Annotated in this window: 21 protein-coding genes; 15 read left to right on the top strand and 6 right to left on the bottom strand. The window is 62.8% G+C overall.

Features of this window, described 5'->3' with window-relative positions:
• Together SPH52_RS08845 and SPH52_RS08840 are read right to left on the bottom strand one after the other, a co-directional pair.
• Positions 1-1,467 (bottom strand): NAD-dependent succinate-semialdehyde dehydrogenase, encoded by a 1,467-nt coding sequence (locus SPH52_RS08845; protein ID WP_411794651.1) that lies wholly within the window; start codon positions 1,465-1,467, stop codon positions 1-3.
• Positions 1,464-2,687 carry an iron-containing alcohol dehydrogenase gene (locus SPH52_RS08840; protein WP_411794650.1) on the bottom strand — a complete coding sequence of 408 codons (1,224 nt, stop codon included), beginning with the start codon at positions 2,685-2,687 and terminating at the stop codon, positions 1,464-1,466. Before SPH52_RS08840 ends, SPH52_RS08845 begins: the two co-directional genes overlap by 4 nt.
• Before the next feature lie 224 nt (positions 2,688-2,911).
• Between SPH52_RS08840 and SPH52_RS08835 the strand changes: the two genes are divergently transcribed.
• The 5 genes from SPH52_RS08835 to SPH52_RS08815 all read left to right on the top strand — a co-directional run bounded on the left by SPH52_RS08835 (position 2,912) and on the right by SPH52_RS08815 (position 7,856).
• Positions 2,912-3,598, top strand: coding sequence for a GntR family transcriptional regulator (locus tag SPH52_RS08835; RefSeq protein WP_411794649.1), 687 nt, complete (start codon positions 2,912-2,914; stop codon positions 3,596-3,598).
• 80 nt (positions 3,599-3,678) lie between these two features.
• Positions 3,679-5,157, top strand: coding sequence for a sugar ABC transporter ATP-binding protein (locus tag SPH52_RS08830; protein WP_411794648.1), 1,479 nt, complete (start codon positions 3,679-3,681; stop codon positions 5,155-5,157).
• A gap of 34 nt (positions 5,158-5,191) precedes the next feature.
• A complete protein-coding gene (locus SPH52_RS08825; protein ID WP_411794647.1) occupies positions 5,192-6,181 on the top strand; it encodes an ABC transporter permease in 990 nt (329 codons plus the stop codon).
• A 65-nt stretch (positions 6,182-6,246) separates the two neighbouring features.
• Positions 6,247-7,209: a substrate-binding domain-containing protein gene (locus tag SPH52_RS08820; protein WP_411794646.1), complete on the top strand. Its 963-nt coding sequence runs from the start codon at positions 6,247-6,249 to the stop codon at positions 7,207-7,209.
• A 59-nt stretch (positions 7,210-7,268) separates the two neighbouring features.
• Positions 7,269-7,856 (top strand): DJ-1/PfpI family protein, encoded by a 588-nt coding sequence (locus SPH52_RS08815; RefSeq protein ID WP_411794645.1) that lies wholly within the window; start codon positions 7,269-7,271, stop codon positions 7,854-7,856.
• Between the two features lie 73 nt (positions 7,857-7,929).
• On the opposite strand, the gene asd is transcribed toward SPH52_RS08815, so the two are convergent.
• The 3 genes from asd to rsgA are packed head-to-tail and all read right to left on the bottom strand — an operon-like array spanning position 7,930 to position 10,721.
• Entirely contained in the window at positions 7,930-8,790 is an 861-nt protein-coding gene (asd, locus tag SPH52_RS08810; protein WP_411794644.1) for an archaetidylserine decarboxylase, read from the bottom strand.
• A 28-nt stretch (positions 8,791-8,818) separates the two neighbouring features.
• Positions 8,819-9,649 (bottom strand): sulfurtransferase, encoded by an 831-nt coding sequence (locus SPH52_RS08805; protein WP_411794643.1) that lies wholly within the window; start codon positions 9,647-9,649, stop codon positions 8,819-8,821.
• 37 nt (positions 9,650-9,686) lie between these two features.
• On the bottom strand, positions 9,687-10,721 hold the full coding sequence (rsgA, locus tag SPH52_RS08800; RefSeq protein ID WP_411794642.1) for a small ribosomal subunit biogenesis GTPase RsgA: 1,035 nt from the start codon (positions 10,719-10,721) through the stop codon (positions 9,687-9,689).
• Between the two features lie 85 nt (positions 10,722-10,806).
• On the opposite strand from rsgA, the gene orn reads away from it, so the two are divergent.
• Entirely contained in the window at positions 10,807-11,391 is a 585-nt protein-coding gene (orn, locus tag SPH52_RS08795; RefSeq protein ID WP_411794641.1) for an oligoribonuclease, read from the top strand.
• A gap of 4 nt (positions 11,392-11,395) precedes the next feature.
• Here orn and queG read toward each other — a convergent pair whose 3' ends face one another.
• The gene (gene queG / locus SPH52_RS08790; RefSeq protein WP_411794640.1) at positions 11,396-12,499 is read right to left on the bottom strand and encodes a tRNA epoxyqueuosine(34) reductase QueG; all 1,104 of its coding nucleotides are present in this window, start codon (positions 12,497-12,499) and stop codon (positions 11,396-11,398) included.
• 100 nt (positions 12,500-12,599) lie between these two features.
• Between queG and SPH52_RS08785 the strand changes: the two genes are divergently transcribed.
• The 9 genes from SPH52_RS08785 (at position 12,600) to hflC (ending at position 22,949) form a co-directional block, all read left to right on the top strand.
• Positions 12,600-14,144 (top strand): NAD(P)H-hydrate dehydratase, encoded by a 1,545-nt coding sequence (locus SPH52_RS08785; RefSeq protein WP_411794639.1) that lies wholly within the window; start codon positions 12,600-12,602, stop codon positions 14,142-14,144.
• A complete protein-coding gene (gene tsaE, locus SPH52_RS08780; RefSeq protein WP_411794638.1) occupies positions 14,144-14,641 on the top strand; it encodes a tRNA (adenosine(37)-N6)-threonylcarbamoyltransferase complex ATPase subunit type 1 TsaE in 498 nt (165 codons plus the stop codon). The genes SPH52_RS08785 and tsaE overlap by 1 nt, the downstream gene beginning before the upstream one ends.
• Before the next feature lie 62 nt (positions 14,642-14,703).
• Positions 14,704-16,122 carry an N-acetylmuramoyl-L-alanine amidase gene (locus SPH52_RS08775; RefSeq protein ID WP_411794943.1) on the top strand — a complete coding sequence of 473 codons (1,419 nt, stop codon included), beginning with the start codon at positions 14,704-14,706 and terminating at the stop codon, positions 16,120-16,122.
• Positions 16,119-18,068, top strand: coding sequence for a DNA mismatch repair endonuclease MutL (mutL, locus tag SPH52_RS08770; RefSeq protein WP_411794637.1), 1,950 nt, complete (start codon positions 16,119-16,121; stop codon positions 18,066-18,068). The genes SPH52_RS08775 and mutL overlap by 4 nt, the downstream gene beginning before the upstream one ends.
• Before the next feature lie 12 nt (positions 18,069-18,080).
• Positions 18,081-19,019: a tRNA (adenosine(37)-N6)-dimethylallyltransferase MiaA gene (gene miaA / locus SPH52_RS08765; protein WP_411794636.1), complete on the top strand. Its 939-nt coding sequence runs from the start codon at positions 18,081-18,083 to the stop codon at positions 19,017-19,019.
• Positions 19,020-19,109: 90 nt separating this feature from the next.
• Complete coding sequence (gene hfq / locus SPH52_RS08760; RefSeq protein WP_010627317.1) at positions 19,110-19,361, top strand: RNA chaperone Hfq; 252 nt, start codon at positions 19,110-19,112, stop codon at positions 19,359-19,361.
• An 8-nt stretch (positions 19,362-19,369) separates the two neighbouring features.
• Entirely contained in the window at positions 19,370-20,686 is a 1,317-nt protein-coding gene (gene hflX / locus SPH52_RS08755) for a ribosome rescue GTPase HflX (RefSeq protein WP_411794635.1), read from the top strand.
• Positions 20,687-20,837: 151 nt separating this feature from the next.
• Positions 20,838-22,064 (top strand): FtsH protease activity modulator HflK, encoded by a 1,227-nt coding sequence (hflK, locus tag SPH52_RS08750; RefSeq protein WP_411794634.1) that lies wholly within the window; start codon positions 20,838-20,840, stop codon positions 22,062-22,064.
• Complete coding sequence (gene hflC, locus SPH52_RS08745) at positions 22,065-22,949, top strand: protease modulator HflC (RefSeq protein ID WP_411794633.1); 885 nt, start codon at positions 22,065-22,067, stop codon at positions 22,947-22,949.
• Positions 22,950-22,969: the final 20 nt, after the last annotated feature.

Here is a 22,969-nt window from a genome sequence, read left to right as displayed (position 1 = left end):
TCAAAAGTCCACCGCGAAGTACTTCGGCTCCATGAATTCGAGTATGCCGGTGACGCCACCTTCGCGCCCCAGTCCGCTCTGTTTGACACCGCCAAATGGCGCGGCGGGGTCGGACACCAGGCCACGGTTGATGGCCACCATACCGCTTTCGAGGCGCTTGCCCACCCGCAGTGCATGCGATAGGTTGCCTGAGTAAACATAGGCGGCCAGCCCGTATTCCGTGTTGTTCGCCAGCCGGATGGCCTCTGCTTCGGTGTCAAAGCGATAGATGGCGGCCACGGGGCCAAAGATTTCCGTATGCGCGATTTCTGCGTCATGAGGCACGTTGTCCAGTACCGTTGGCGGGTAGAAGTAACCGTTACCGGGCAATGCGTTGCCGCCTGTATGCAAGCGCGCGCCTTGTTTCACGGCATCCGCGACGAGACGCTCGATCTTCGATACGGCAGCGGACGTGATCATCGGCCCTACTTGGGTTCCTTCCTCGCTGCCAGGGCCGACACGTAGCGTGGCCATGCGTTTGGTCAACCCGGCAACAAAGGCGTCGTGCAAACCCGTCTGGACATAGAAGCGGTTGGCGGCGGTGCAGGCTTCCCCGGCGTTACGCATCTTGGCGACCATGGCGCCGTCCAGCGCCGCTTCGAGATCGGCATCATCGAAGACCAGAAATGGAGCGTTGCCTCCCAGCTCCATCGAACAGGAAACCACGGATTTTGATGCCTCGGCCAGCAGGGTCCGGCCAACGCCGGTCGATCCGGTGAAGGAAAGCTTACGCACCCGTGGATCCGTCAGCATGGCATTGGTAATCGCAGCGGGTTGCGTGGTGGTCAGCACGTTTACTACCCCCGGCGGCACACCCGCCTCAGCCCCAAGTCGCGCCATCGCATAGGCCGTCAAGGGGGTTTCAGACGCGGGTTTCAAGATCACGGTGCAGCCGGCGGCGAGCGCCGGGCCAATCTTGCGGGCGGCCATCGCGGCAGGAAAGTTCCACGGCGTGATCAGCACCGCGATCCCCATCGGTTCATGATCGACAAGAATGTTATACGCTCCCGCGGGTGCATGACGAAACTCGCCGGGAATGCGTACGGCTTCTTCGGCATACCAGCGGAAAAATTCTGCGGCATAGGCCACCTCGCCGCGTGCATCAGGTAGCGCCTTGCCATTTTCCAAGGAGATGAGGCGAGCCAGTTCCTCTGCGTGCTGGGTCATTAGTTGGAACCAGCGGCGCAGGATCTCGGCTCGCTGACGTGCGGACGTAGCTCGCCATTCGGCAGCTGCCTCTGCGGCGGCATCGATACTACGCAAGGCATCTGCAGCGGTGGCATCAGCGACCTCGGCCAGCACCTCGGCAGTGGCGGGGTTCATTACCGGAATGCCACTGCCGGGTACCCATGCACCGCCGATGTAAAGGCCTTGTGCGTGAAAAGCGGGGGCGGCGTAGTCCTCGCCGTGGATGGTATCTCGGATCATTTTTTATCCTTATTGTCTTGCTGGAGAAGGCCGGCGTCGCCCGAGAAGGCGGCGTCGAGAAGCTTGCGTATGCCGCTGCGGTCAAGTGGGCGGGGGTTGTTCTGAATCAGCCGTTCGATGCCGCAGGCTTGTTCTGCCACCCAGTCGAGCCGCTCTTTGTCCAGGCCGAGAGTGGCCAGCGTAGGCGGGATCCCGATGCGGGCGAACAGCGCCGCAATGGCAGGAATCACCGCTGCACCGTCGGTGAGGCCCATGGAGGCGGCCATCTGTTCTAGTTCGGCTCCGATCACGGAGCGGTTCCACTGCATGACCCAAGGCATCAGGCAAGCAACACCTGCTCCGTGGGCAGTCTGGGTCAGCGCGCCGACCGGATACTGGATGGCGTGGGCCGCTGCCGTTCCGGCGACGCCGAAGGCGAGCCCGGCGAAGGTCGCTCCTTGCATTACCTGCGCTCGTGCTGCCAGGTTGTCGCCAGCGGTGCACACGTTCTCCAGGCCCTGCCATAGCAGCGAGATTGCGGTCAGCGCGAACTGGTCCGATAGGGCATTTTTACCAATGAACACTCTCTCCTGTGTCAGCCCGGGGGTGACAGTGCGGTGTGTGGCGGTAAAGGCTTCAACCGCATGGGTCAGCGCATCGGCGCCGGCGATGGCAGTCAGCGCGGAGGGGCAGGTCAACGTGAGTTCGGGGTCGCAGATTGCCACAGTGGGTATCAGGTACGGGCTGGAGATACCTACTTTGAGGGTACGCTCGCTGTCGGACAGGACGGCGACTGGTGTGACTTCGGATCCAGTGCCTGCGGTGGTCGGAATGGCAATCAGCGGAAGGATCGGACCGGGCACCTTCAACTCACCATAGTAATCCTGCGGTCGCCCGCCATGAGTCAACAATAGCGCCACACACTTCGCCATATCGAGACAAGAGCCGCCGCCAACGGCAATCACGATATCAGGCGCGTGGTCGAGAGCGGCTTCGGCAGCGCTGACAGCGGTTTCTACCGGCACTTCCGGTAAGGTTCCGCTTTCGATGCGCACCGCCAAGCCGTTGTATTCCAGATCAGCCATCATAGTGTGGAAGTTCGGGTCTGCCGCCAGCCGTTTATCGGTGACTACCAGCGCCCGTTGCCCCAGCCTTTTTGCCACAAGACCAAGCGCCTCACGTTGTCCGCTGCCGAAGATGATTTCGCGCGGCGATCTGAGCGTGCCGAAGTGCTTCATCATTGTGCATCCCTTTGTTGTCAGTTGTTAGTCGCCCACCTCTGGTGGTTGATGTCATCAGAAGCGCTGCCGGACTGTTGATCCCGTCGCGTGGCCGGAGCTGCGCTTGTGCACACCTGACGGCCTTCATGTCGGATCGCATTTCAGATCGTATATGATATTGTATTTGACATGCGATATTATTTGTCACTATTGTCTTGGTCAAGGTTAGTTTACGGAGCTTGTAGATGAAGACGGCAGCGCAGCAAGGGGGTCGGGGTGCGCCCGTGCGCCCTGAAAGTATCGAAGAGGGTGTCTATACCAGCATCTATGAGCGACTCATGTCGCTGGAGATAGCTCCCGGCGCACGCATTCCAATCGACGTCATGGCGCGCGAGTTGAACGTTTCGCAAACACCGGTTCGCGGAGCGCTTGCTCGGCTGGAGCGTGAGGGCTTGGTGCATAAGGCGCATCTGATCGGTTACAGCGCCGCCCCGCAACTGAACCGTAAACAGTTCGAAGACTTGTTCAATTTTCGTCTTCTAATCGAGCCGGAAGGCGCGCGTTTGGCTGCGCTCAACATGACACCTGCCGCACTTGCTCATCTTGAAGAGATCGCAGCTGATATGGCGCACGGCGCAACGCCGGTTGATCGGACCAGCCGTTATTCGCGTTTTGCCAGGATTGACGCGCACTTCCATGACGAAATTCTGCGTATCGCCGATAACGAGGTCATTCGCTCGACTCTGTTCAACCAGCATATACACCTGCACTTGTTCCGCCTGATGTTCCACAGCCGCGTTACCCAAGAGGCGCTGGAAGAGCACAAGGAACTGCTCGAGGCCTTCCGTGCCGGGGATTCCGCCGCTGCCGAAGCGGCGATGCGCGAACACATCCTGCGCTCGCGTGATCGACTGATGCAGGCCTTCGAATGACCAGGTGCGCGGCTCTTCGTGTATCGGCCGCGGAGGCTGTTAACGCGCAGCCTGAATCACTGACGCTTGCAGCTGTGGGGTTGGCCAAAGCCTATGGGCCGATCACCGTGCTGTCGGATGTCACGCTGGATATCCATAGAGGCGAGGTCCACGCGATCATTGGCGAGAACGGCGCGGGGAAGTCGACGCTGATGAAGTTGCTGTCCGGCTATGTGTGCCCCACGGCGGGCCATTTGGCTATGGCAGGACGGCCAGTCGAGTTCAGCAACTCCGCAGCCGCAGAAGCCGCCGGTGTGGTGCTGGTACATCAGGAAATCCTGCTGGCGCCAGACCTGACGGTTGCTGAAAACCTCTTTCTTGGTCGTGAGCTCCCGCGTGGTCTCATGGTCGATGACCGCGCCATGAACCAGCGGGCCGCCGAGGTGCTGGCCTCGATCGGGGCGCACTGCACCCCACGTGACCGGGTAGGTGATCTATCTCTGGCACAGCGGCAATTGGTGCAAATCGGCCGAGCGCTGCTGGAGCCACGCAAGGTGGTGATTTTCGACGAGCCTACCGCTGTTTTGGCCAATCACGAGGTGGCGGCACTTCTAGACGTTGTGCGTGGGCTTAGGGCTCAGGGGGTAGCGGTCCTGTATATCTCCCATCGACTGGATGAGGTCGAGGCGCTGGCTGACCGCATTACCGTACTGCGCGACGGAAAAATGATCGGTACTTGGCCTGCGGTCAGCCTGATACAGCGACAGATGGCCGAGCTGATGGTAGGCCGTAAACTGGATGTTCTATATCCGCCCAAGCGCTCGCAACCACCGGGCGACCCGCTGCTGGTCGTTGAACACCTGTCGGTCGATCATGGGGCGGTGGAAGCCAGTCTGGTGGTTCGGCCCGGAGAAGTGCTGGGTATCGGCGGCATGATTGGCTCGGGCCGAACCGAGCTGTTCGAGGGGCTGATTGGCCTGCGGCCCTCCAGTGCGGGCCGGATTGAACTGGCAGGTTGTCCCGTCTCGCGCCGCTCGGTCAGAGAGTGGCGCGAGCAAGGCCTGGCCTACCTCACCGAAGATCGCAAGGGAAAAGGCTTATTGCTGGACGAGCCGCTGGCCCCCAATCTGACCCTTCAGGCACTGGATCAGGTCCATCCGGGGCTTGCGCTGGACCACCGCAAGGAAGCCGCAGCAGTGCAACAAGCCGTGGATGAGTATGACATTCGGGTCGGCTCGGTCCACCTCAGCGCCGGCCAGTTGTCCGGCGGAAATCAACAAAAGCTGCTACTGGCCAAAGTGATGATGTCCGAACCCTCCATCATCATCATCGATGAGCCGACACGCGGCATAGACATCGGTAACAAGAGTCAGATCTACCACTTCATTGATCAGCTGGTTCGGTTAGGCAAGGGCTGTATCGTGGTTTCGTCGGAGTTGCCGGAACTGGTCGGCATTGCTGACCGGGTTCTGGTAATGCGAGGAGGCCGCATCGTCACCGAACTGACGGACGATGAGATCACCGAGCAAAACATCGTTTATGCGGCGACTAGTGGCGAGGCTTACGTGGCGGCCTCATAGAGCCGCCTGACGAGAAACGGATGAGAGAACAATAATGACAAGTGCGACGACTGACATGACGGTAGCCAAGCTACCACGGCGCATCCGTTGGGCATCTATGGGGCCTTTCATCGCTCTGGCCGTGGTAATTCTGGTCGGCACCTTGCTGAACTCGAACTTCGCGACCGGGACCAACATTGCCAACGTGGTCACCCGGTCTGCCTTCATCGCCATTATCGCGGTGGGTGCAACGTTCGTGATCTCGTCGCGCTGTCTCGATCTATCGGTCGGATCGATGATGGCCTTCGTGACCGGCATCATGATCCTGACCATGAACCACCTGGCGCCCTCGATGGGGGCGAATGCGATCTTCGTTGGTGCGCTCGTGGGGCTTCTCGTCGGTGCGGCCTGCGGACTGTTGAATGGGTTGATCGTGACCGTAGGCAGGATCGAACCCTTCATTGTCACCCTTGGCACGATGGGGATCTTTCGTGCGCTGATCACCTGGATGTCCGACGGCGGCTCGATCCCGATGGATCGGGCGCTGCGTGAATACTACCGACCAGTCTATTTCGGCGATGTATTGGGCATTCCGATTCCAGTAGCCATCACATTGGTAGTGGCGCTGGTTGCTGCCTTCATTCTCTATCGCACCAAGTATGGACGCCATTGCATGGCCGTCGGATCCAATGACGATGTGGCGCGCTTCTCGGGTATCTCGGTCACGAAAGTTCGCACCCTGGCCTTTGTAATTCAAGGGCTCTGCGTCGGTATCGCCGCGATCTGTTACATCCCTCGGCTTGGCGCCGCCACACCGACAACTGGACAGTTGTGGGAGTTGCAAGTGATCACTGCTGTGGTGATCGGCGGCACACTGCTGCGTGGCGGCAGGGCGAGAATTTGGGGAACAATCGCAGGAGCGCTGATCTTGGAAGTAATCGCGAACCTGATGGTGCTATCCAACATGGTTTCGGAATACTTGGTCGCCGCCGTGCAGGGAGTGATTATCATCCTCGCAATGCTGGCTCATCGATTCATCAAGTAGCCACCACGTGGAGGGGTGGAGGTTTTAAACAAACGAAAAAATTACAACCATAACAGGAAAAAAACATGAAACTCATGACAAGAAGCGCGCTAAGTGTTCTTTCCGCAGCCAGCCTCATGGCCCTTGCCGCAACCAGCGCTCTGGCGCAGGAAAGCAAAACCATCGGTGTATCAATCCCGGCTGCCACGCATGGTTGGACCGGCGGCGTTGTATATCATGCCGAACAGGCTGCCCAGGAGATCCAGGCGGCTTTTCCTCATATCAACGTAGTGGTTAGGACATCACCTTCGGCCACCGCCCAGGTTGCAGCGCTTGAAGACCTGTCAGCCGGTCAGAATCTCGATGCATTGGTTATCCTGCCCTTTACATCGGAAGAGTTGACTGGCCCGGTTGAGCGGGTGAAGGAGAATGGTACCTTCATTGCAGTCGTGGATCGCGGCCTGACCGATCCGGAGATTCAGGATCTATATGTCGCAGGTGACAATATCGCGGTGGGGGCGAATACCGCGCACTGGCTGGCAGACAAGCTGGGTAACGAAGGCCAAATAGTCGTGCTGCGCGGTATCCCGACCGTCATCGACGATGAACGAATCCAGGGTTTTACCGAAGTGATGGGCGGCACCAATATAGAAATCCTTGATATTCAGTATGCTAACTGGAACCAGGATCAAGCCTTTACCCTGATGCAGGATTACCTGGCCAAGTATCCTCATATCGATGCGGTATGGGCCAATGACGACGATATGCTGTTGGGCGTGCTGGAAGCGATCAAGCAATCCGGACGCACCGATATCCAATATGCGCTTGGCGGCAACGGCATGAAGGATGTAATCGAGTTGGTGCAAGCGAACGACCCCATGACGCCTATCTCGACCCCCTACCCGCCGTCGATGATCAAGTCGGCTATCTACATGACGGCGGCGCAGTTCAACGGACAGGCGCCTATGCGAGGAAATTTCCAACTGGATGCACCCCTAATCACTCCCGAGAATGCTGATCAGTTCTATTTCCCGGATAGTCCATTCTAAAAGGACATACGGTCGGCCACGATTCTGGTCTCTATAACAACCAACTAAGAGGGAAAGACATGAGTGGCAAGAAGATTCTTATGCTTTGTGGTGAGTTCACCGAGGAATATGAGATCTTTGTTTTCCAGCAGGGAATGGAGGCCGTTGGCCATACCGTCCATGTCATCTGCCCTGATAAGAATGCAGGCGAGATGATCCAGACCTCACTGCATGATTTCGAGGGACACCAGACCTATATCGAGCGGTTCGGGCATCTGGCCGAAATCAACAAGACCTTTTCCGAAGTCAACCTGGACGAATATGACGCCGTATATTGCGCGGGCGGGCGTGGGCCGGAATATATTCGCACCGATAAGCGAATTCAGGCCATGGTGCGTCATTTCCATGAGGAGAAAAAGCCGATCTTTACCATATGTCACGGCGTGCAGATTCTTGTCGCAGTAGACGGCGTGGTGCGTGGCAAAAAGGTGGCCGCTCTGGGCGCCTGCGAGCCCGAGGTCATACTTGCGGGTGGCACCTATATCGATGTGAAGCCACACGAGGCCTATGTTGATGGCATCATGGTGTCGGCCAAAGGCTGGACCGGTCTGGCTGCTTTCATGCGCGAATGCATGAAAGTGCTGGGGACGAATATCACTCATTCATGAATGTTGGAAAATATGTTGCCCACCGCTCCCAGGCGGTGGGCGACATTTTGCCTAAGCTTTGCCCGCTATCTTGTTAGAAATCCCTTGAGCGCTCAGGCTCGGGCAGTCTGCCCAGCGACTGGCCCATACTGACCTTGGTCTTGGGCGCCAGGCTAGTATCGAAATCGACCTTGCCGGCGAAGGCCATCACCACCGTGGAGCCGAGCTTGAAGCGGCCCATTTCCGCACCGCGCTCGAGGTGGATCGGCTTGTCGAAGCGTATACGCTGAACCTGACCCGAGAGCGGGGTGATCTGACCTGCCCATACTGTTTCGATGGCGGCCACGATCATCGCTCCGACCAGCACCACTGCCATGAGCCCATGTTCGGTATCGAAGTGGCACACCAGGCGCTCGTTGCGGGCGAACAGGTTGGGCACGTGGTCCGTGGTGGCCGAGTTGACCGAGAACAGCCGCCCTGGCACGTAGACCATTTCGGTCAAGGTGCCGGCCAGCGGCATGTGTACACGGTGGTAATCCTTGGGCGAGAGATAGACGTTGGCGTAGCTGCCGCCGCTGTAGCGCCTGGCTGCCTCGGCGTCGCCGCCGAGCAGATCGACCACCGAGAATCGGTGCCCCTTGGCCTGCAGCAGACGGTCCGCCTCGATGGGGCCGAATTGGGACAGGTTGCCGTCGGCCGGGCATAGCAGCCCCTCGCCAAGGGGGCGGGCATCCGGCTTCAGCTCCCGGGTGAAGAAGTCGTTGAAGGTGGCATAGGCCGTGGGGTCCGGCTCGGCGGCCTCGCGCATGTCCACCTCGAAGACCTTGATGAACGCGCGTATCAGCGCATTCTTCAGCCAGGCGACACGGCATTCGGCCAGAAAACCCACCAGCCGCGACAGCAGGTGGTGGGGAATCGGGTACTGGATCAGGGCGAAGAACTTGGCGAGAGACAAGGTTTGAAATTCCTGGCAATGAAGGCGTTTACTTTTCTATCGGCGTATCGTCGCGGTTGCCCCACTCCTTCCAGGAGCCGGCGTAGCCGCGCATCTTCTCGAACCCCAGCGCCTTGCCCACCAGCCAAGTGAAGCCGCTACGGTGGTGGCTCTGGCAGTGGGTGACCACTTCCATGTCCGGTGTGAGCCCCAAGGCTTCGAGTTCGGTGATCAACTCGGCGTAGTCACGAATGCGCAGGGCACGCTCCTTGTCCATGGCCTCGGTCCACTCCATGTTGACCGCACCGGGAATGTGGCCGAGCTGCCGGTTCTCACCTTTCTCGCCACGGTATTCTTCCGGCGAACGGGCATCCCAGATGGCGAAGCCCTTCTCGCCGAGGCGTTCCTGCAGCTCGAAGCGGTCGATGGCGACTTCCGGATGGAGGATCTCGGCCTCGTAGTCGCTCGGTGTCGGCGAGGACGGCTCATGGGCGACGGGCTGGTTGGCCTGACGCCAAGCGTGGATACCGCCGTTGAGATAGGAGTAGCGCGTATGGCCGATCAGTTCCAGCGTCCACAGCAGACGTCCGGCCCAGCCGCCGCCCTCATCGTCGTAGGCCACGACGTGTGCGTCTCGGGTCAGGCCCAGTGAGGAGAACAGCTGCGACAGTGCCGCCATGCTCGGCACCTCGTTGGGCACGTCGCCTTCGCTAAGCATCAGGCGTCGGTAGTCGAGGAGTACGGCGCCAGGAACATGCCCCTCCGCGTAGCTCTCTGCCTTGAGCGGTACATCGACGATCAGCAGTTGGGGATCGTCCAGATGCGCGGCGAGCTGCTCGGGTTCGACGATCAGCGGTAGCAGATTCTCTTCGGAACTCATGGCGCTCTCCTTATCCAATGTCGCGATGCGAGCCTGATCAGGTCTCGCTGAGACTATCGACGATATGGCGGTAGCTGGCAAAACGAGCGGGATGGATGTCGCCTCGCTCTACGGCCTCGAGCAGGGCACAGCCCGGCTCGTGTCGATGACTGCAGTCGCGGAAACGGCAGCGACCGAGAAAGTCGCGAAACTCGATGAAGCCTTCGGCGACCTGCTGCTCGTTCAGGTGTATCAGGCCGAATTCGCGGATCCCCGGCGAGTCGATCAGTTCGGCGTCGTCGGCTGCCGGCAGCTGGTAGAGCCGGGCCGTGGTGGTGGTATGGGTGCCCTTGCGCGAATCCTTCGACAGCGCGCCGATGCGCAGCGACTCATCGGGCAGCAGGCGGTCGATCAGCGACGACTTGCCCACGCCGCTCTGGCCGACGAATACCGACGTGCGCCCGCCCAGTCGCTCCAGCAGCGAATCGAGCCCATCGTCGCGGGCGGTGGTCGTCGCCACCACCGGGTAGCCCAGTGACTCGTAGCGGGCCAGCAGCGCGCGCAGCTCGCCACCGTCCGCAGGCAGCAGGTCGATCTTGTTGAGCACCAGCACCGGAGCGATGCCGGTGGCCTCGGCGGCCACCAGGTAGCGGTCGATCAGGTTGGGGTGCGGGGCGGGTTCCACGGCGAAGACGATCAGGATCTGGTCGATATTGGCCGCCACCGGCTTGAGCTGGCCGCGGGGATCGGGGCGCTCGAGCACGTTCTGGCGCTCGCTGCGGGCCACGACAACGCCTTCCACGGCGTTGCCGTCGTCGTCGTAGGTGGCACGCCAGATGACCCGGTCACCGGTCACCAGTCCCTCGAGGTTGGCGCGCAGGTGGCAGCGTACCGTTGGCCCGCTCCCTTCGCCCTGTACGTCCAGCGTACGGCCGAAGTGGGCAATGACGCGTCCTGGTTGCTCGGGGCCGTATTCGCCGGCGGCAAGCTTCTGCGTGTCCTGGCTGTCGCGCTGCTCGGCGCGCCGAGACCGCTCGGCCTGTATTTTCTCGATCCGCCAGCGCTGCTGGCGACTTAGCTTGCGTTTGCTCATGGGCGCCCGAAGATCGTTACAATAGCGGCATTGTACCCAGCGTGGCCCGGCCTGTCCTGCTGCGCCCTCAACCTGGAGCTGTCCCATGCCGAATACCCCCGCGCCGCGCGAAGACCTGCTGGTGTGGATCGACCTCGAGATGACCGGGCTGGAACCCGAGCGCGAGCGCATCATCGAAGTGGCCACCCTGATCACCGACAACGACCTCAATCTCATCGCCGAGGGCCCAGTGATTGCCGTGCACCAGTCCGACGCACTGCTTGCGGCAATGGACGACTGGAACCAGAAGACCCATGGCGAGTCGGGCCTGGTCGAGCGGGTCAAACAGAGCCGCATCGAAACCGCCGAGGCCGAGCGCGAGACTCTCGAATTCCTGAAACGATACGTGGCACCCGGCACCTCGCCGATGTGTGGCAACAGCGTGCATCAGGACCGGCGCTTCCTCGAGCGCGAGATGCCCGAGCTGCTGGCCTTCTTCCACTACCGCAACCTGGACGTCTCGACCCTCAAGGAGCTGGCCAAGCGCTGGAACCCGGGCGCGCTGGCCGGCTTCAGCAAGCGCAATACGCACCAGGCGCTCGATGACATTCGTGAGTCGCTGGCCGAGCTCGCCCACTATCGCAATACGTTTCTGCGGCTGGCTGGCAGCGAGCGCGACGAGGAGGAGTGAGAAGCTAGTCTTGGCTGGCAATCAGCCTGCCATGCTTCTCCCGCTGCCGTTCGAGCGCCCAGCGCACGTGTTCACGCACCAGGTCGGAGGGGTAGGCGAGGCGCGCACGCAGGGCGGCCTCCACGGCTTCGCTCCAGGGCGCATTGCCCAGGCCCACCGCCAGGTTACGCAGCCAGCGCTCGTAGCCAATGCGCCGTATCGGGCTGCCGGCGGTCTTGTCGAGGAACTCCTCCTCGCCCCAGCCGAACAGCGACACCAGGCTAGCGCGGTCGAGATCGTGGCGCGGGGCGAAGTCGTCCTCCTGCGTGGCGCGGGCGAAGCGGGTGAAGGGGCAGACCAACTGGCAGTCGTCGCAGCCGAACACGCGGTTGCCCATGGCCTCGCGATAGCGCTCGGGAATGCTGCCGAACAGCTCGATGGTGAGGTAGGAGATGCAGGCACGGGCGTCCACCACCTTGTCCTCGACGATGGCGTCGGTGGGGCAGGCCGTGCGACAGGCACTGCAGCTGCCGCAGTGCTCGCCTTCGAACGGGGGATCGACGGGCAAGGGCAGGTCGACGTAGAGTTCGCCGAGAAAGAATAGTGAACCTGCTCGGGGGTTGAGCAGCATGGCGTTCTTGCCGACCCAGCCGAGCCCGGCCTTACGCGCCAGCGCGCGCTCCATGACCGGGGCAGAGTCGACGAAGGCGCGGTAGCCGAAGGGGCCGGTCTTCTTCTCGATCCACTGGGCCAGGGTCGCCAGGCGCTTGCGCATCAGCTTGTGGTAGTCGCGGCCCACCGCATAGCGTGAGACATAGGCCGTTTCCGGCTGGCCCAGCACCTTGGCGCTCTCGACCTCGGCGGGCAGATAGTCCAAGCGCACGCTGATGACGCGTAGCGTGCCGGGCAGAAGCTCTTCGGGCCGGGTGCGCTTGGTACCGTGCTTGGCCATGAAGCCCATCTCGCCGTGGTGGCCGGCATCGAGCCAGCGCTGCAGATGGCGCTCGTCTTCGGCCAGGTCGACATCGGCAATGCCCACTTGCTGGAAGCCAAGCTCGCGGCCCCAGGTCTTGATGGTCGCGGCCAATTCGGCCAGCGCATTGTCGTCCAGGGTCGCGGGGTGGGTCATGATCGAGAAAAAACCGGGTAAATACACAGCGGGGGGATTGGCGAGCGCGCCACGGCGCTTAAACTCCCATGATAAAGCAATGCTGGCAGGGAGACACGGGATGTCCGGTAATCGTTCCGACGAATCGCAGGTCGTGCTGCGCCCACTCTATCGGGCCGAGCAGGTGCGCGAGCTCGATCGCCGCACCATCGCTGCCGGGATCGAAGGCTTCGCGCTGATGCAACGTGCAGCCACGGCGGCCTGGCAGAGTCTCAAGGCGCGCTGGCCCGGGGTGAAGCGGATCACGGTGCTGTGCGGTAGCGGCAACAATGGCGGTGATGGTCATGTGCTGGCCGCCCTGGCGGCAGTGGCAGGGGTCGAAGTCCAGCGCATCGCGCTCAAGCCGCCCGAAACGCTCAAAGGCGATGCGGCGCGCGCCGCCGAGATGGCCACCGCGGCAGGTCTCGGCCTCGAGCCTTGGCGCAAAGGAATGGCTTTCACCGGTGAGGTGATCGTCGATGCCCTGCTGGGTACTGGCCTCACCGGTGAGGTCCGGGGTGAGTTCCGCGATGCCATCGAGGCAATCAATTCCAGCGGACTGCCGGTGCTTGCCATCGACATTCCCTCCGGGCTCGCCGCCGATACCGGAGCCGAGCTCGGCACGGCGGTGCGTGCCACGCGCACGGTCACCTTTATCGGCGACAAGATTGGCCTGCACACCGGGCGTGCGCCGGCGCTGACCGGTGAAGTGCATTTCCGCGCACTGGGAGTCGATGCGCGTAGCCAGGCCGACTTGACGCCGGCTGCGGAACTGCTCGATCAGGAGCTGCTGAAGGTATGGCTGCCGCCGCGAACCCGCGATGCCCACAAGGGAGCCATGGGGCACGTGCTGGTGCTGGGCGGTGCGCCGGGCTTCGGCGGAGCGGCACTGCTTGCCAGCGAGGCAGCAGCGCGTCTGGGGGCCGGCAAGATCAGCCTGGCTACGGCGCCTGAGCACGTCACGGCCTGCCTGGCCTACCGCCCCGAGGTCATGGTGCACGGCATGCGCGGCGCCGCTGAACTCGGCGAGCTGCCGGGCAAGGCTGACGTGCTGGTGGTCGGCCCCGGGCTGGGGCAGGGCGCCTGGGGGCAGGGCATGCTGCAGGCGGCACTGGTCGAGTCGCAGCCGCTGGTGGTGGATGCCGATGGCCTCAACCTGCTGGCCTCGCATTTCAGTGGCCAACGTCGGGACGACTGGATCCTGACGCCTCATCCTGGGGAAGCGGGCCGTCTGCTGGGTTGTAGTGCGGCGGAGGTGGAAGCCGACCGGCCCGCTGCGGCTCGCGAACTGCAAAAGCGCTATGGTGGCGTGGTCGTACTCAAGGGCGCCGGTAGTCTGGTAGCGGGGTCGGGCGGCATGGCGGTGTGTCCCTACGGCAACCCGGGCATGGCCTCCGGGGGCATGGGAGACGTGCTTTCCGGGATTCTCGGGGCGCTGCTGGCCCAAGGCTTGGCGCTGGAAGTAGCGGCGAGGCTCGGTGTCATGGTCCATGCCATGGCGGCCGACATGGCCGTGCGCGACGCGGGGGAGCGTGGTCTGTTGGCTGCCGATCTGGCATCCTATGCCCGAGTCATTGTCAACCCTGGGTTCGAGCCAGGGTTCCATTCGTTTGCAGGGGGCCATTGATGCACATAAGACTCGATGACGAAGACCGCCAGGTCGTCTTCGGGCAGTGCCTGGGCCGGGCCCTGAAGGGACGCGGGCGCATCTATCTCGAGGGTGAACTCGGAGCGGGCAAGACCACGCTCACCCGTGGCATTCTGCGCGCCCATGGGCATGCCGGAGCGGTGAAGAGCCCGACCTATACGCTGGTCGAGCCCTACGAACTGACAGAAGGCCGGGTCTACCATTTCGATCTCTATCGGCTGGGCGATCCGGAAGAGTTGGAGTTCATCGGTGGGCGCGACCTGTTTACCGACGATGCCCTGTGCATCGTCGAGTGGCCCAGCCGTGGCAAGGGCTGGTTGCCGCTACCGGACCTGAGCGTGGCCCTGTCGCTATGCGGGAGCGGGCGCGAGGCTCTGCTCGAGGCGCATACAGAGCACGGTCGAGTGTTGCTCGAGGCGCTGTCCCTGGATGCCACCCTTGCCGACATGATCAGCGAAGAGCGTGAAACGCCGTAATGAGTACTCGATCCTTGTCCAAGCGTAATGTCCGAGCGCTGATCGTTCGCTGCCGTGCCTTCCTGGCGCTGTTGCTGCTGTTCTGTCTCGCGCTGCCTGCCCAGGCGGCACAGGTCGACAACATTCGCCTGTGGGCGGCGCCGGATCATGCACGCCTGGTCTTCGACCTTTCAGCCGATGCGCCGGCCAACGTCTTCACTCTGGACAACCCGCGTCGCCTGGTGATCGACCTCGAGCAGAGCCGGCTAGAGACCGACCTGGCAAGCCTCAACCTGGAAGGTAGTGCCATTACCGCGGTGCGCAGCGGGGCGCGCGACGGTGGTGGGCTGCGCGTCGTGCTGGAGCTCTCCCGCGAAGTGGAACCGCGTCACTTCTCTCTGCCGCCCAACGACCAGTATGGCCACCGCCTGGTGGTCGACATGGAATATCCCGGCGAAAGCGCAGTGCAAAACCCCATCGACCCGATCGAGGCGATGATTCGCGAGCAGGAGATCGCCGCCAATCGGCACAGGAGCGGCTCCAGCGAAGCGGATGCGCCGCGCATCGATCCCGAGGTAGTGGCACAGCAGCCGGCGGCGCCACACCCGCGTCGCGACATCATCATTGCCATCGACCCCGGCCATGGCGGAGAGGACCCAGGTGCCATCGGGCCCAACGGCACGCGAGAGAAGGACGTGGTGATGGAGATCAGTCGTCGCCTGCAGCGTCTGGTAGATGATACCGAAGGCTTCCGCGCGGTGATGATCCGCGACGGGGACTATTACATCGGCTTGCGCCAGCGCACCCGCATCGCGCGCGAGCAGAAGGCCGACTTCTTCGTCTCTATCCATGCCGACGCCTTCAACAGCCCCAGGCCCAACGGCAGCTCCGTCTACGCCCTGTCCCAGCGTGGCGCCACCTCGGAAACCGCCCAGTGGCTGGCGGCCAGCGAGAACCAGGCCGACCTGATCGGTGGTGTGGATGGCAACCTCTCGCTCAATGACAAGGACGAGGTGCTGCGCGGCGTGCTGCTCGACCTGACCATGACCGCGACCCTCAACGATTCGCTGGCCATCGGTGGACAGGTACTCGACCAGTTGGGGCGCGTCAACCGTCTGCACAAATCGCGGGTCGAGCAGGCCGGTTTCATGGTGCTGAAGTCGCCCGATATCCCCTCGCTGCTGATCGAGACGGGCTTCATCTCCAACCCCGACGAAGAGCGCCGACTGCGTGACTCCGGGCACCAGCAGAGGCTGGCGGAATCCATCTTTTCGGGGATACGCGCGCACTTTAATACCAACCCTCCGCCGGCGAGCCTGCTGGCCTGGCAGCGCGATAATCAGCGCACTCCTTCCGGCAACGAGTACCGTATCCAGCCGGGTGACACCCTGTCGCAGATCGCCGCACGCCACGGCGTGCCGGTGGCGCAGCTCAAGCAAGCCAATGAACTCAATGGCGACGTGATCCGCGTCGGGCAGGTGTTACGGATTCCCCGCTCATGACGGTAGTCGATGAAACTCGGCGCATCCGCGTCCTCGATCCCAGGCTTGCCAACCAGATCGCCGCTGGTGAGGTGGTGGAACGCCCGGCCTCGGTGGTCAAGGAGCTGGTCGAGAATGCCATCGATGCCGGCAGCAGCCGTATCGAGGTGGAACTGGAAGCGGGTGGCGCGCGGCTGATTCGCGTGCGCGACGATGGCAGCGGGATCGCCGAGGACGACCTGCCGCTGGCGCTGTCGCGCCATGCCACCAGCAAGATCGCCTCGCTGGAGGATCTGGAGGGGGTCGCCAGCCTCGGCTTTCGCGGCGAGGCGCTGGCCTCGATCAGCTCGGTTTCGCGTCTCGAACTCACCGCCAACGTCGAGGACGACCCGCGCAGCGGCTGGCGCGTGGTGGCTGAGGGGCGCCAGATGGAGCCCCGTGTCACTCCGGCGCCGCATCCCCGCGGTACCTCGGTGACGGTGCGCGACCTGTTCTTCAACACCCCGGCACGGCGCAAGTTCCTGCGCACCGAGAAGACCGAGTACGGCCACGTGGAGGAAGCCTTCCGTCGTCTCGCACTGTCGCGCTATGACATCGGCTGGGTGCTGCGCCACAATCAGAAGACCGTACATCAGCTGCCGGCGGGCGATGACGCCACCCGCCGCGAGCGCCGTATCGCTGCGCTGCTGGGCAAGGGCTTTCTCGACAACGCCCTGCATCTCGACCTGGCCGCCGGTGGTCTGCGCCTGTGGGGCTGGGTGGGGCTACCGACCCACTCCCGTGCCCAGGCCGACCAGCAATACTTCTTCGTCAACGGTCGCGTGGTCCGTGACCGCCTGGTGGCGCACGCCATTCGCCAGGCCTACCGCGACGTGCTGTTCCATGGGCGGCACCCGGTGTTCGTGCTCTACCTGGAGGTCGACCCCACGGTGGTGGACGTCAACGTCCACCCCACCAAGCACGAGGTGCGCTTTCGTGACGGTCGCCTGGTGCACGACTTTCTCTTTTCCAGCCTGCATCGGGCGCTGGCCGAGGCGCGACCTGGCGGACACGACGCCAGCGTGGAAGGCGAGGACGCCGTTGGCGATGCATCTGCCAGCGTGAATCCCGGCGGCGAGCAGGCGGTGCGAGAGCCTGCCGGGCGCTGGCAGCAGCAGCCCATGAGGCTGCATGAAGCGCCCGACAGCGGTACGCGAGTGACGGCCGATCGCGTACGTGCCTTCATGAGCGGCTATCGCGCCCTGCATCCCGAGCACGAACAGCACCTGCTCACACCCCAGCCGGCCGGCGACGAGACGGTTGGCGCTGTAACGACGCCTCCGTCCCCGGAACTCCAGGCCAGAGAAGAGTGGTCGCTGCCAGCGTCGGAGGACGGCAGCGGAATACCGCCGCTGGGCTTTGCCATTGCCCAGCTGCACGGCATCTACATTCTTTCCCAGACGGCGCAGGGCATGATCATCGTCGACATGCACGCCGCCCATGAACGTATCGTCTACGAGCGCATGAAGGACCAGGTGCACGGCGGGGCGCTGGAGGCGCAGCCGCTGCTGGTGCCGGTGTCGATGGCGGCCAGCCACGCGGAAGTGGCCACCGCCGATGCCGAGCGCGAAGCCTTCAGCCGCCTGGGTGTCGAGCTCGACGTGGCAGGTCCCGAGACCCTGCTGGTGCGCCAGGTGCCGGCGCTGTTGGCCGATGCCGACGTCGAGCCGCTGATCCGCGACATGCTGGGCGATCTGGAGCGCTACGGCCGCTCCGACCGCCTGGAGGCTCGCATCAACGAACTGCTGGCCACCATGGCCTGCCATGGCAGCGTACGTGCCAATCGACGCCTGACCGTGGCCGAGATGAATGCATTGCTGCGTGACATGGAACGCACCGAACGCAGCGGACAGTGCAACCACGGTCGCCCGACCTGGACCGAGATGTCGCTCAAGCAGCTCGATCGGCTGTTCCTGCGTGGCCAGTAAGGAAGCTCCCACATGTCCGAACGCCGCCCCCTCGCCATCTTGCTGATGGGCCCTACCGCTGCGGGCAAGACCGACCTGGCGATCGCTCTGCATGAATGGCTCGACTGCGAGCTGATCAGCATGGACTCGGCCATGGTCTACCGTGGCATGGATATCGGTAGCGCCAAGCCGTCGCCGCAAGAGCTGGCGCGAGCGCCGCATTGCCTGATCGACATCCGCGATCCGGCCGAGCCCTACTCGGCGGCGGATTTTCGTGAGGACGCCCGCCGCGAGATGCGACGAATTACTGCAGCCGGACGTGTCCCGCTGCTGGTAGGTGGCACCATGATGTATGCCAAGCGCCTGCTCGAGGGCGTGGCCAACCTGCCGGCAGCGGATCCCGTGATCCGTGCCGAACTGACTCGAGAGGTCGAGCGCGGTGGCCTGGCCGTGCTGCATGACGAACTCGCCAGGGTCGACCCTGACTCTGCCCGACGCATTCATCCCAACGATCCTCAGCGCCTAATGCGCGCTCTCGAGGTCTATCGCGCCAGCGGTACGACGCTTACCGAGCTGTGGCGTCGACAACAACCTGAAACCTTCCCATGGGAAGTGCTGTCGATAGGACTTACGCCCTTCGATCGTCGCGTCCTGCACGAGCGGATCGCGGCACGCTTCGAGGTCATGCTGGATGCCGGCTTCATTGCTGAAGTCGAAGCGTTGAAGGCCCGTGGCGACCTGCATCTCGGTCTGCCGTCGATGAAAAGCGTGGGCTATCGCCAGGCCTGGGAATACCTCGACGGCATGGGCGACCTGGAGCATCTACGACAGCGCACCGTCGTGGCAACCCGGCAGCTGGCCAAGCGTCAATTGACCTGGCTGCGTAGCTGGCCAGCGCTACACTGGGTCGATAGCCAAGGGCAGGATGCGCTGAGCGATGTCCTGAAATTCGTGCGTGAATCGGGCTCTTAGCGTAAGATGTTGGCTTCGAGTGGCCGGGTGACCAGCCGAGCAAGAACATAACTTCCACCCCTCATTGAGAACGATTTAGGGAGAGGTAACATGTCCAAAGGGCAGTCCCTTCAAGACCCGTACCTGAATATCCTGCGCAAGGAGCGCATTCCGGTTTCTATTTTCCTGGTCAACGGCATCAAGCTGCAGGGACAGATCGAATCGTTCGATCAGTTCGTGATTCTGCTGCGCAACACCGTCAGTCAGATGGTCTACAAACATGCCATCTCCACTGTGGTGCCTTCGCGCAACGTGCGGCTGCCGCCGCAGGATCCCGCGGCCCAGCCGGACAGCAACGTGTGAGGTATTGATTGTTTTTTGAACGACCCGATGCCGGCGAAACGGCAGTACTGGTTCATGTCGACTTCCAGGATGAGCGGGAACGCGAAGATCCGGGCGAGTTCATGGAACTGGTCCGTTCCGCCGGTGCCGAGCCGGCCATGCTGCTCACCGGCAGCCGGCATCGGCCCGATTCGCGCACCTTCATCGGCAGCGGCAAGCTCGAGGAGCTGCGCGAGGCGCTGAAGGTGCATGGCGCCGAACTCGTCATCTTCAACCATGGCTTGAGCCCTTCCCAGGAACGCAACCTGGAGCGGGAGCTCAAGTGCCGGGTGTTGGACCGTACGGGGTTGATACTCGATATCTTTGCTCAGCGGGCGCGTACCCACGAGGGCAAGCTGCAAGTCGAGCTGGCCCAGTTGGAGTACATGTCCACTCGCCTGGTACGTGGTTGGACCCACCTTGAGCGCCAGAAAGGCGGTATCGGCCTGCGCGGCCCCGGCGAGACGCAGCTCGAAACCGACCGACGGCTGCTGCGGGCACGCATCAAGGCAATCCACAAGCGGCTCGACAAGGTGCGCACCCAGCGCAGTCAGAACCGCCGTGCACGTGCCCGGGCGGAGATCCCGAGCGTATCGCTTGTCGGCTATACCAACGCTGGCAAGTCGACGCTGTTCAATGCCCTGACTTCGGCGAGGGTCTATGCGGCCGACCAGTTGTTCGCTACGCTCGATCCGACCTTGAGGCGGCTGGAGGTCAAGGATGTCGGTCCGGTGGTACTGGCGGATACCGTGGGCTTCATTCGCCACCTTCCGCACAAGCTGGTGGAAGCCTTCCAGGCCACTCTCCAGGAAGCGGCCGAGGCCTCTCTACTGGTGCATGTGATCGATGCCGCCGATCCTGACCGTGAGCTCAACGTGGCTCAGGTCGAAGGCGTGCTGCACGAGATCGGCGCGCTCGACGTGCCGATGCTCAAGGTGATGAACAAGATCGACCTGCTCGACAGTGCACCGCGGATAGAGCGCGACGGACAAGGCCGCCCCGAAGTGGTCTGGCTGTCGGCACGCGACGGCCGTGGGCTCGAACTACTAGGGCAGGCTCTCTCGGAGTGCCTGGCCGAGGACGTCATCGATTTCAGCATGGACCTTTCACCGCAGCAGGGCCGGCTGCGGGCGGGCCTGCACGAGCTCGGTGCCGTGCGACAAGAACATTACGAAGAGGGCGGAAAGGTGCGGCTCGATGTACGCCTGCCTCGCCGCGACTTCCTGCAGTTGATGGCCCGGTTGGGAGAACGGGCGGAGGATTACCTGCCGTCCGAACTGCACGAAAGGCCGGTATGGGATGCGTGACAACTGCGGTTGTCCTGGCCGATTGAATTGGCTTTTCCCCTCGAATCGACTGCACCAGGCGCCTTGGGGCGCCCTTACAGGATAGCAACCGACCTCCCCATGCGGCCGTTCGAGATGCCAGCAGGGGGGTAACGCAGAGTGGAGACGACGTATGGCTTGGAATGAGCCGGGTGGCGGCAACCAGCATGACCCCTGGAGCGGCGGGGGCCGACGTGGTGGTGGAAACGGCGGCGGCGGTGGTAACCGTGGGGGCAACCAGGGGCCACCCGACCTTGACGAGGCCCTGAAGAAGTTTCAGGACAAGCTCAACAGCATGCTGGGCGGTCGCGGCGGCAAGGGGGGCGGCGGTAGCGGTGGCAAGGGGAGCGGGCGTCCACGCAACACTCTTGCGCTACCTGCCCTGCTGCTGATCATTGCCTTGGGTATCTGGGGGGCGATGGGCTTCTATCTGGTCGACCAGGCGGAGCGTGGCGTAGTGCTGCGCTTCGGCAAGTTCCAGGAAGTGGTCAACCCCGGCTTGCACTGGAATCCGCCGCTGATCGACGACGTGCGCATGGTCAACGTGACCCGCGTGCGTTCGCTGACCCAGACCCAGTCGATGCTGACTCGTGACGAGAATATCGTCGAGGTCGAGATTTCGGCACAGTACCAGGTCAACAATCCGCGTGACTTCGTTCTCAATGTACGCAACCCCCAGCTCTCTATCGAGAATGCGCTGGATTCCGCATTGCGTCATGTGGTCGGCGGCACGGACATGATCGAGATCCTGACCTCCGGTCGTGAGATTCTCGGCAGTTCCGTGGCGAGCCGCCTGCAGACTTATCTGGACAGCTACGGCACCGGTATCCGCCTGCAGACCATCAACATCGAGTCGACCTCGGCGCCGGGACCGGTCATCGACGCCTTCGACGATGTGATCCGGGCCCGCGAGGACCGCCAGCGGACCATCAACGAAGGCATGGCCTACGCCAACGCCATCATCCCGGCCGCCCAGGGTCAGGCACAGCGCCTGGTAGAACAGGGGCAGGGTTACCGTGAATCGGTAGTGGCAGAGGCCCAGGGTCAGGTCAACCGGTTCAACGCACTGTTGGTTCAATACGATAATGCGCCGGAGATCATGCGCGAACGCCTCTACATCGACGCCATGGCTGATGTCTTTGCTCGCACGCCGAAAGTTCTGATCGACGTGCGCGACGACGCACCGCTGATGTACCTGCCGCTCGACCAGCGCCCTGGTAACGGCGGTGGCGGTGAAGGTGACGGCGATGCGGCGCGCGGCGAAAGCGGTGAACTCGACCCGCGTGTGCTCGAGCGCCTGCGCACGACGAGCTCGGCGCAGGGTGGCAATACCGGTGGTATCCGCAGGGAGGGCCGCTAAATGGTGAACAACCGTTCCTTGATCATCGTGGGTGGCCTCGCAGCCGTTGCCTGGCTTGCCAGCAACAGCCTCTATGTGGTCGACGAGACCGAACGCGCCGTCAAGCTGCGCTTCGGTGAGGTCATCGAAGAGAACATTCAGCCCGGCCTGCACTTCAAGGTGCCGATCACGCAAACGGTTCGCAAGTTCGACACCCGGGTGCTGACGCTGGATACCGATACCAGCCGCTACCTGACCCTCGAGCAGAAAGCGGTGATCGTGGACTCCTTCGTCAAGTGGCAGGTGATCAACCCCACCCGCTACTACGAAGCGACGGCGGGCGACGAGATGATGGCGATCCGCCTGATTCAGCCGCGGGTCGACGAGAGCCTGCGTAACGAGTTCGGCCGCCTGGACCTGCAGCAGATCATCGCCGAGCGCCGTGATGACCTGATGATCCGTCCGACCCAGGATCTCGACGCGCTCATGCGTGAGGAGCTGGGGGTGTCGATTCTCGATATCCGGGTGAAGCGCATCGACCTGCCCGACGACGTGTCGGCCGCGGTCTACGACCGCATGCGCTCCGAGCGTGAGCGGGAGGCCCGTGAATGGCGCGCCCAGGGGCAGGAAGAAGCTGAACGCATCCGGGCCAACGCCGACCGTCGGCGTCAGGTGTTGCTGGCCCAGGCCACCGAGCGGGCAGAAACCCTGCGCGGTGAAGGGGATGCCGAAGCGGCGGCGATCTTCTCCGAGGCTTACGGTCAAAATACAGAGTTCTTCTCCTTCTGGCGCAGCCTCAACGCCTATCGTCAGAGCTTCGACGGCGAGCGGGACATGCTGGTGCTCGACCCGACCAGCGATTTCTTCCGCTACCTGCGCAGCCCGGGCATCCAGAACGAAGAGTGAGCCTGACAGGCCGGTCGGCC

Origin of the sequence: Halomonas sp. A29 (genome assembly GCF_046723295.1) — a bacterium.
Lineage (GTDB): Bacteria > Pseudomonadota > Gammaproteobacteria > Pseudomonadales > Halomonadaceae > Halomonas.
The sequence above is the reverse complement of the archived record's forward strand: the minus strand, read 5'-3'. Positions and strand labels throughout refer to the sequence as shown.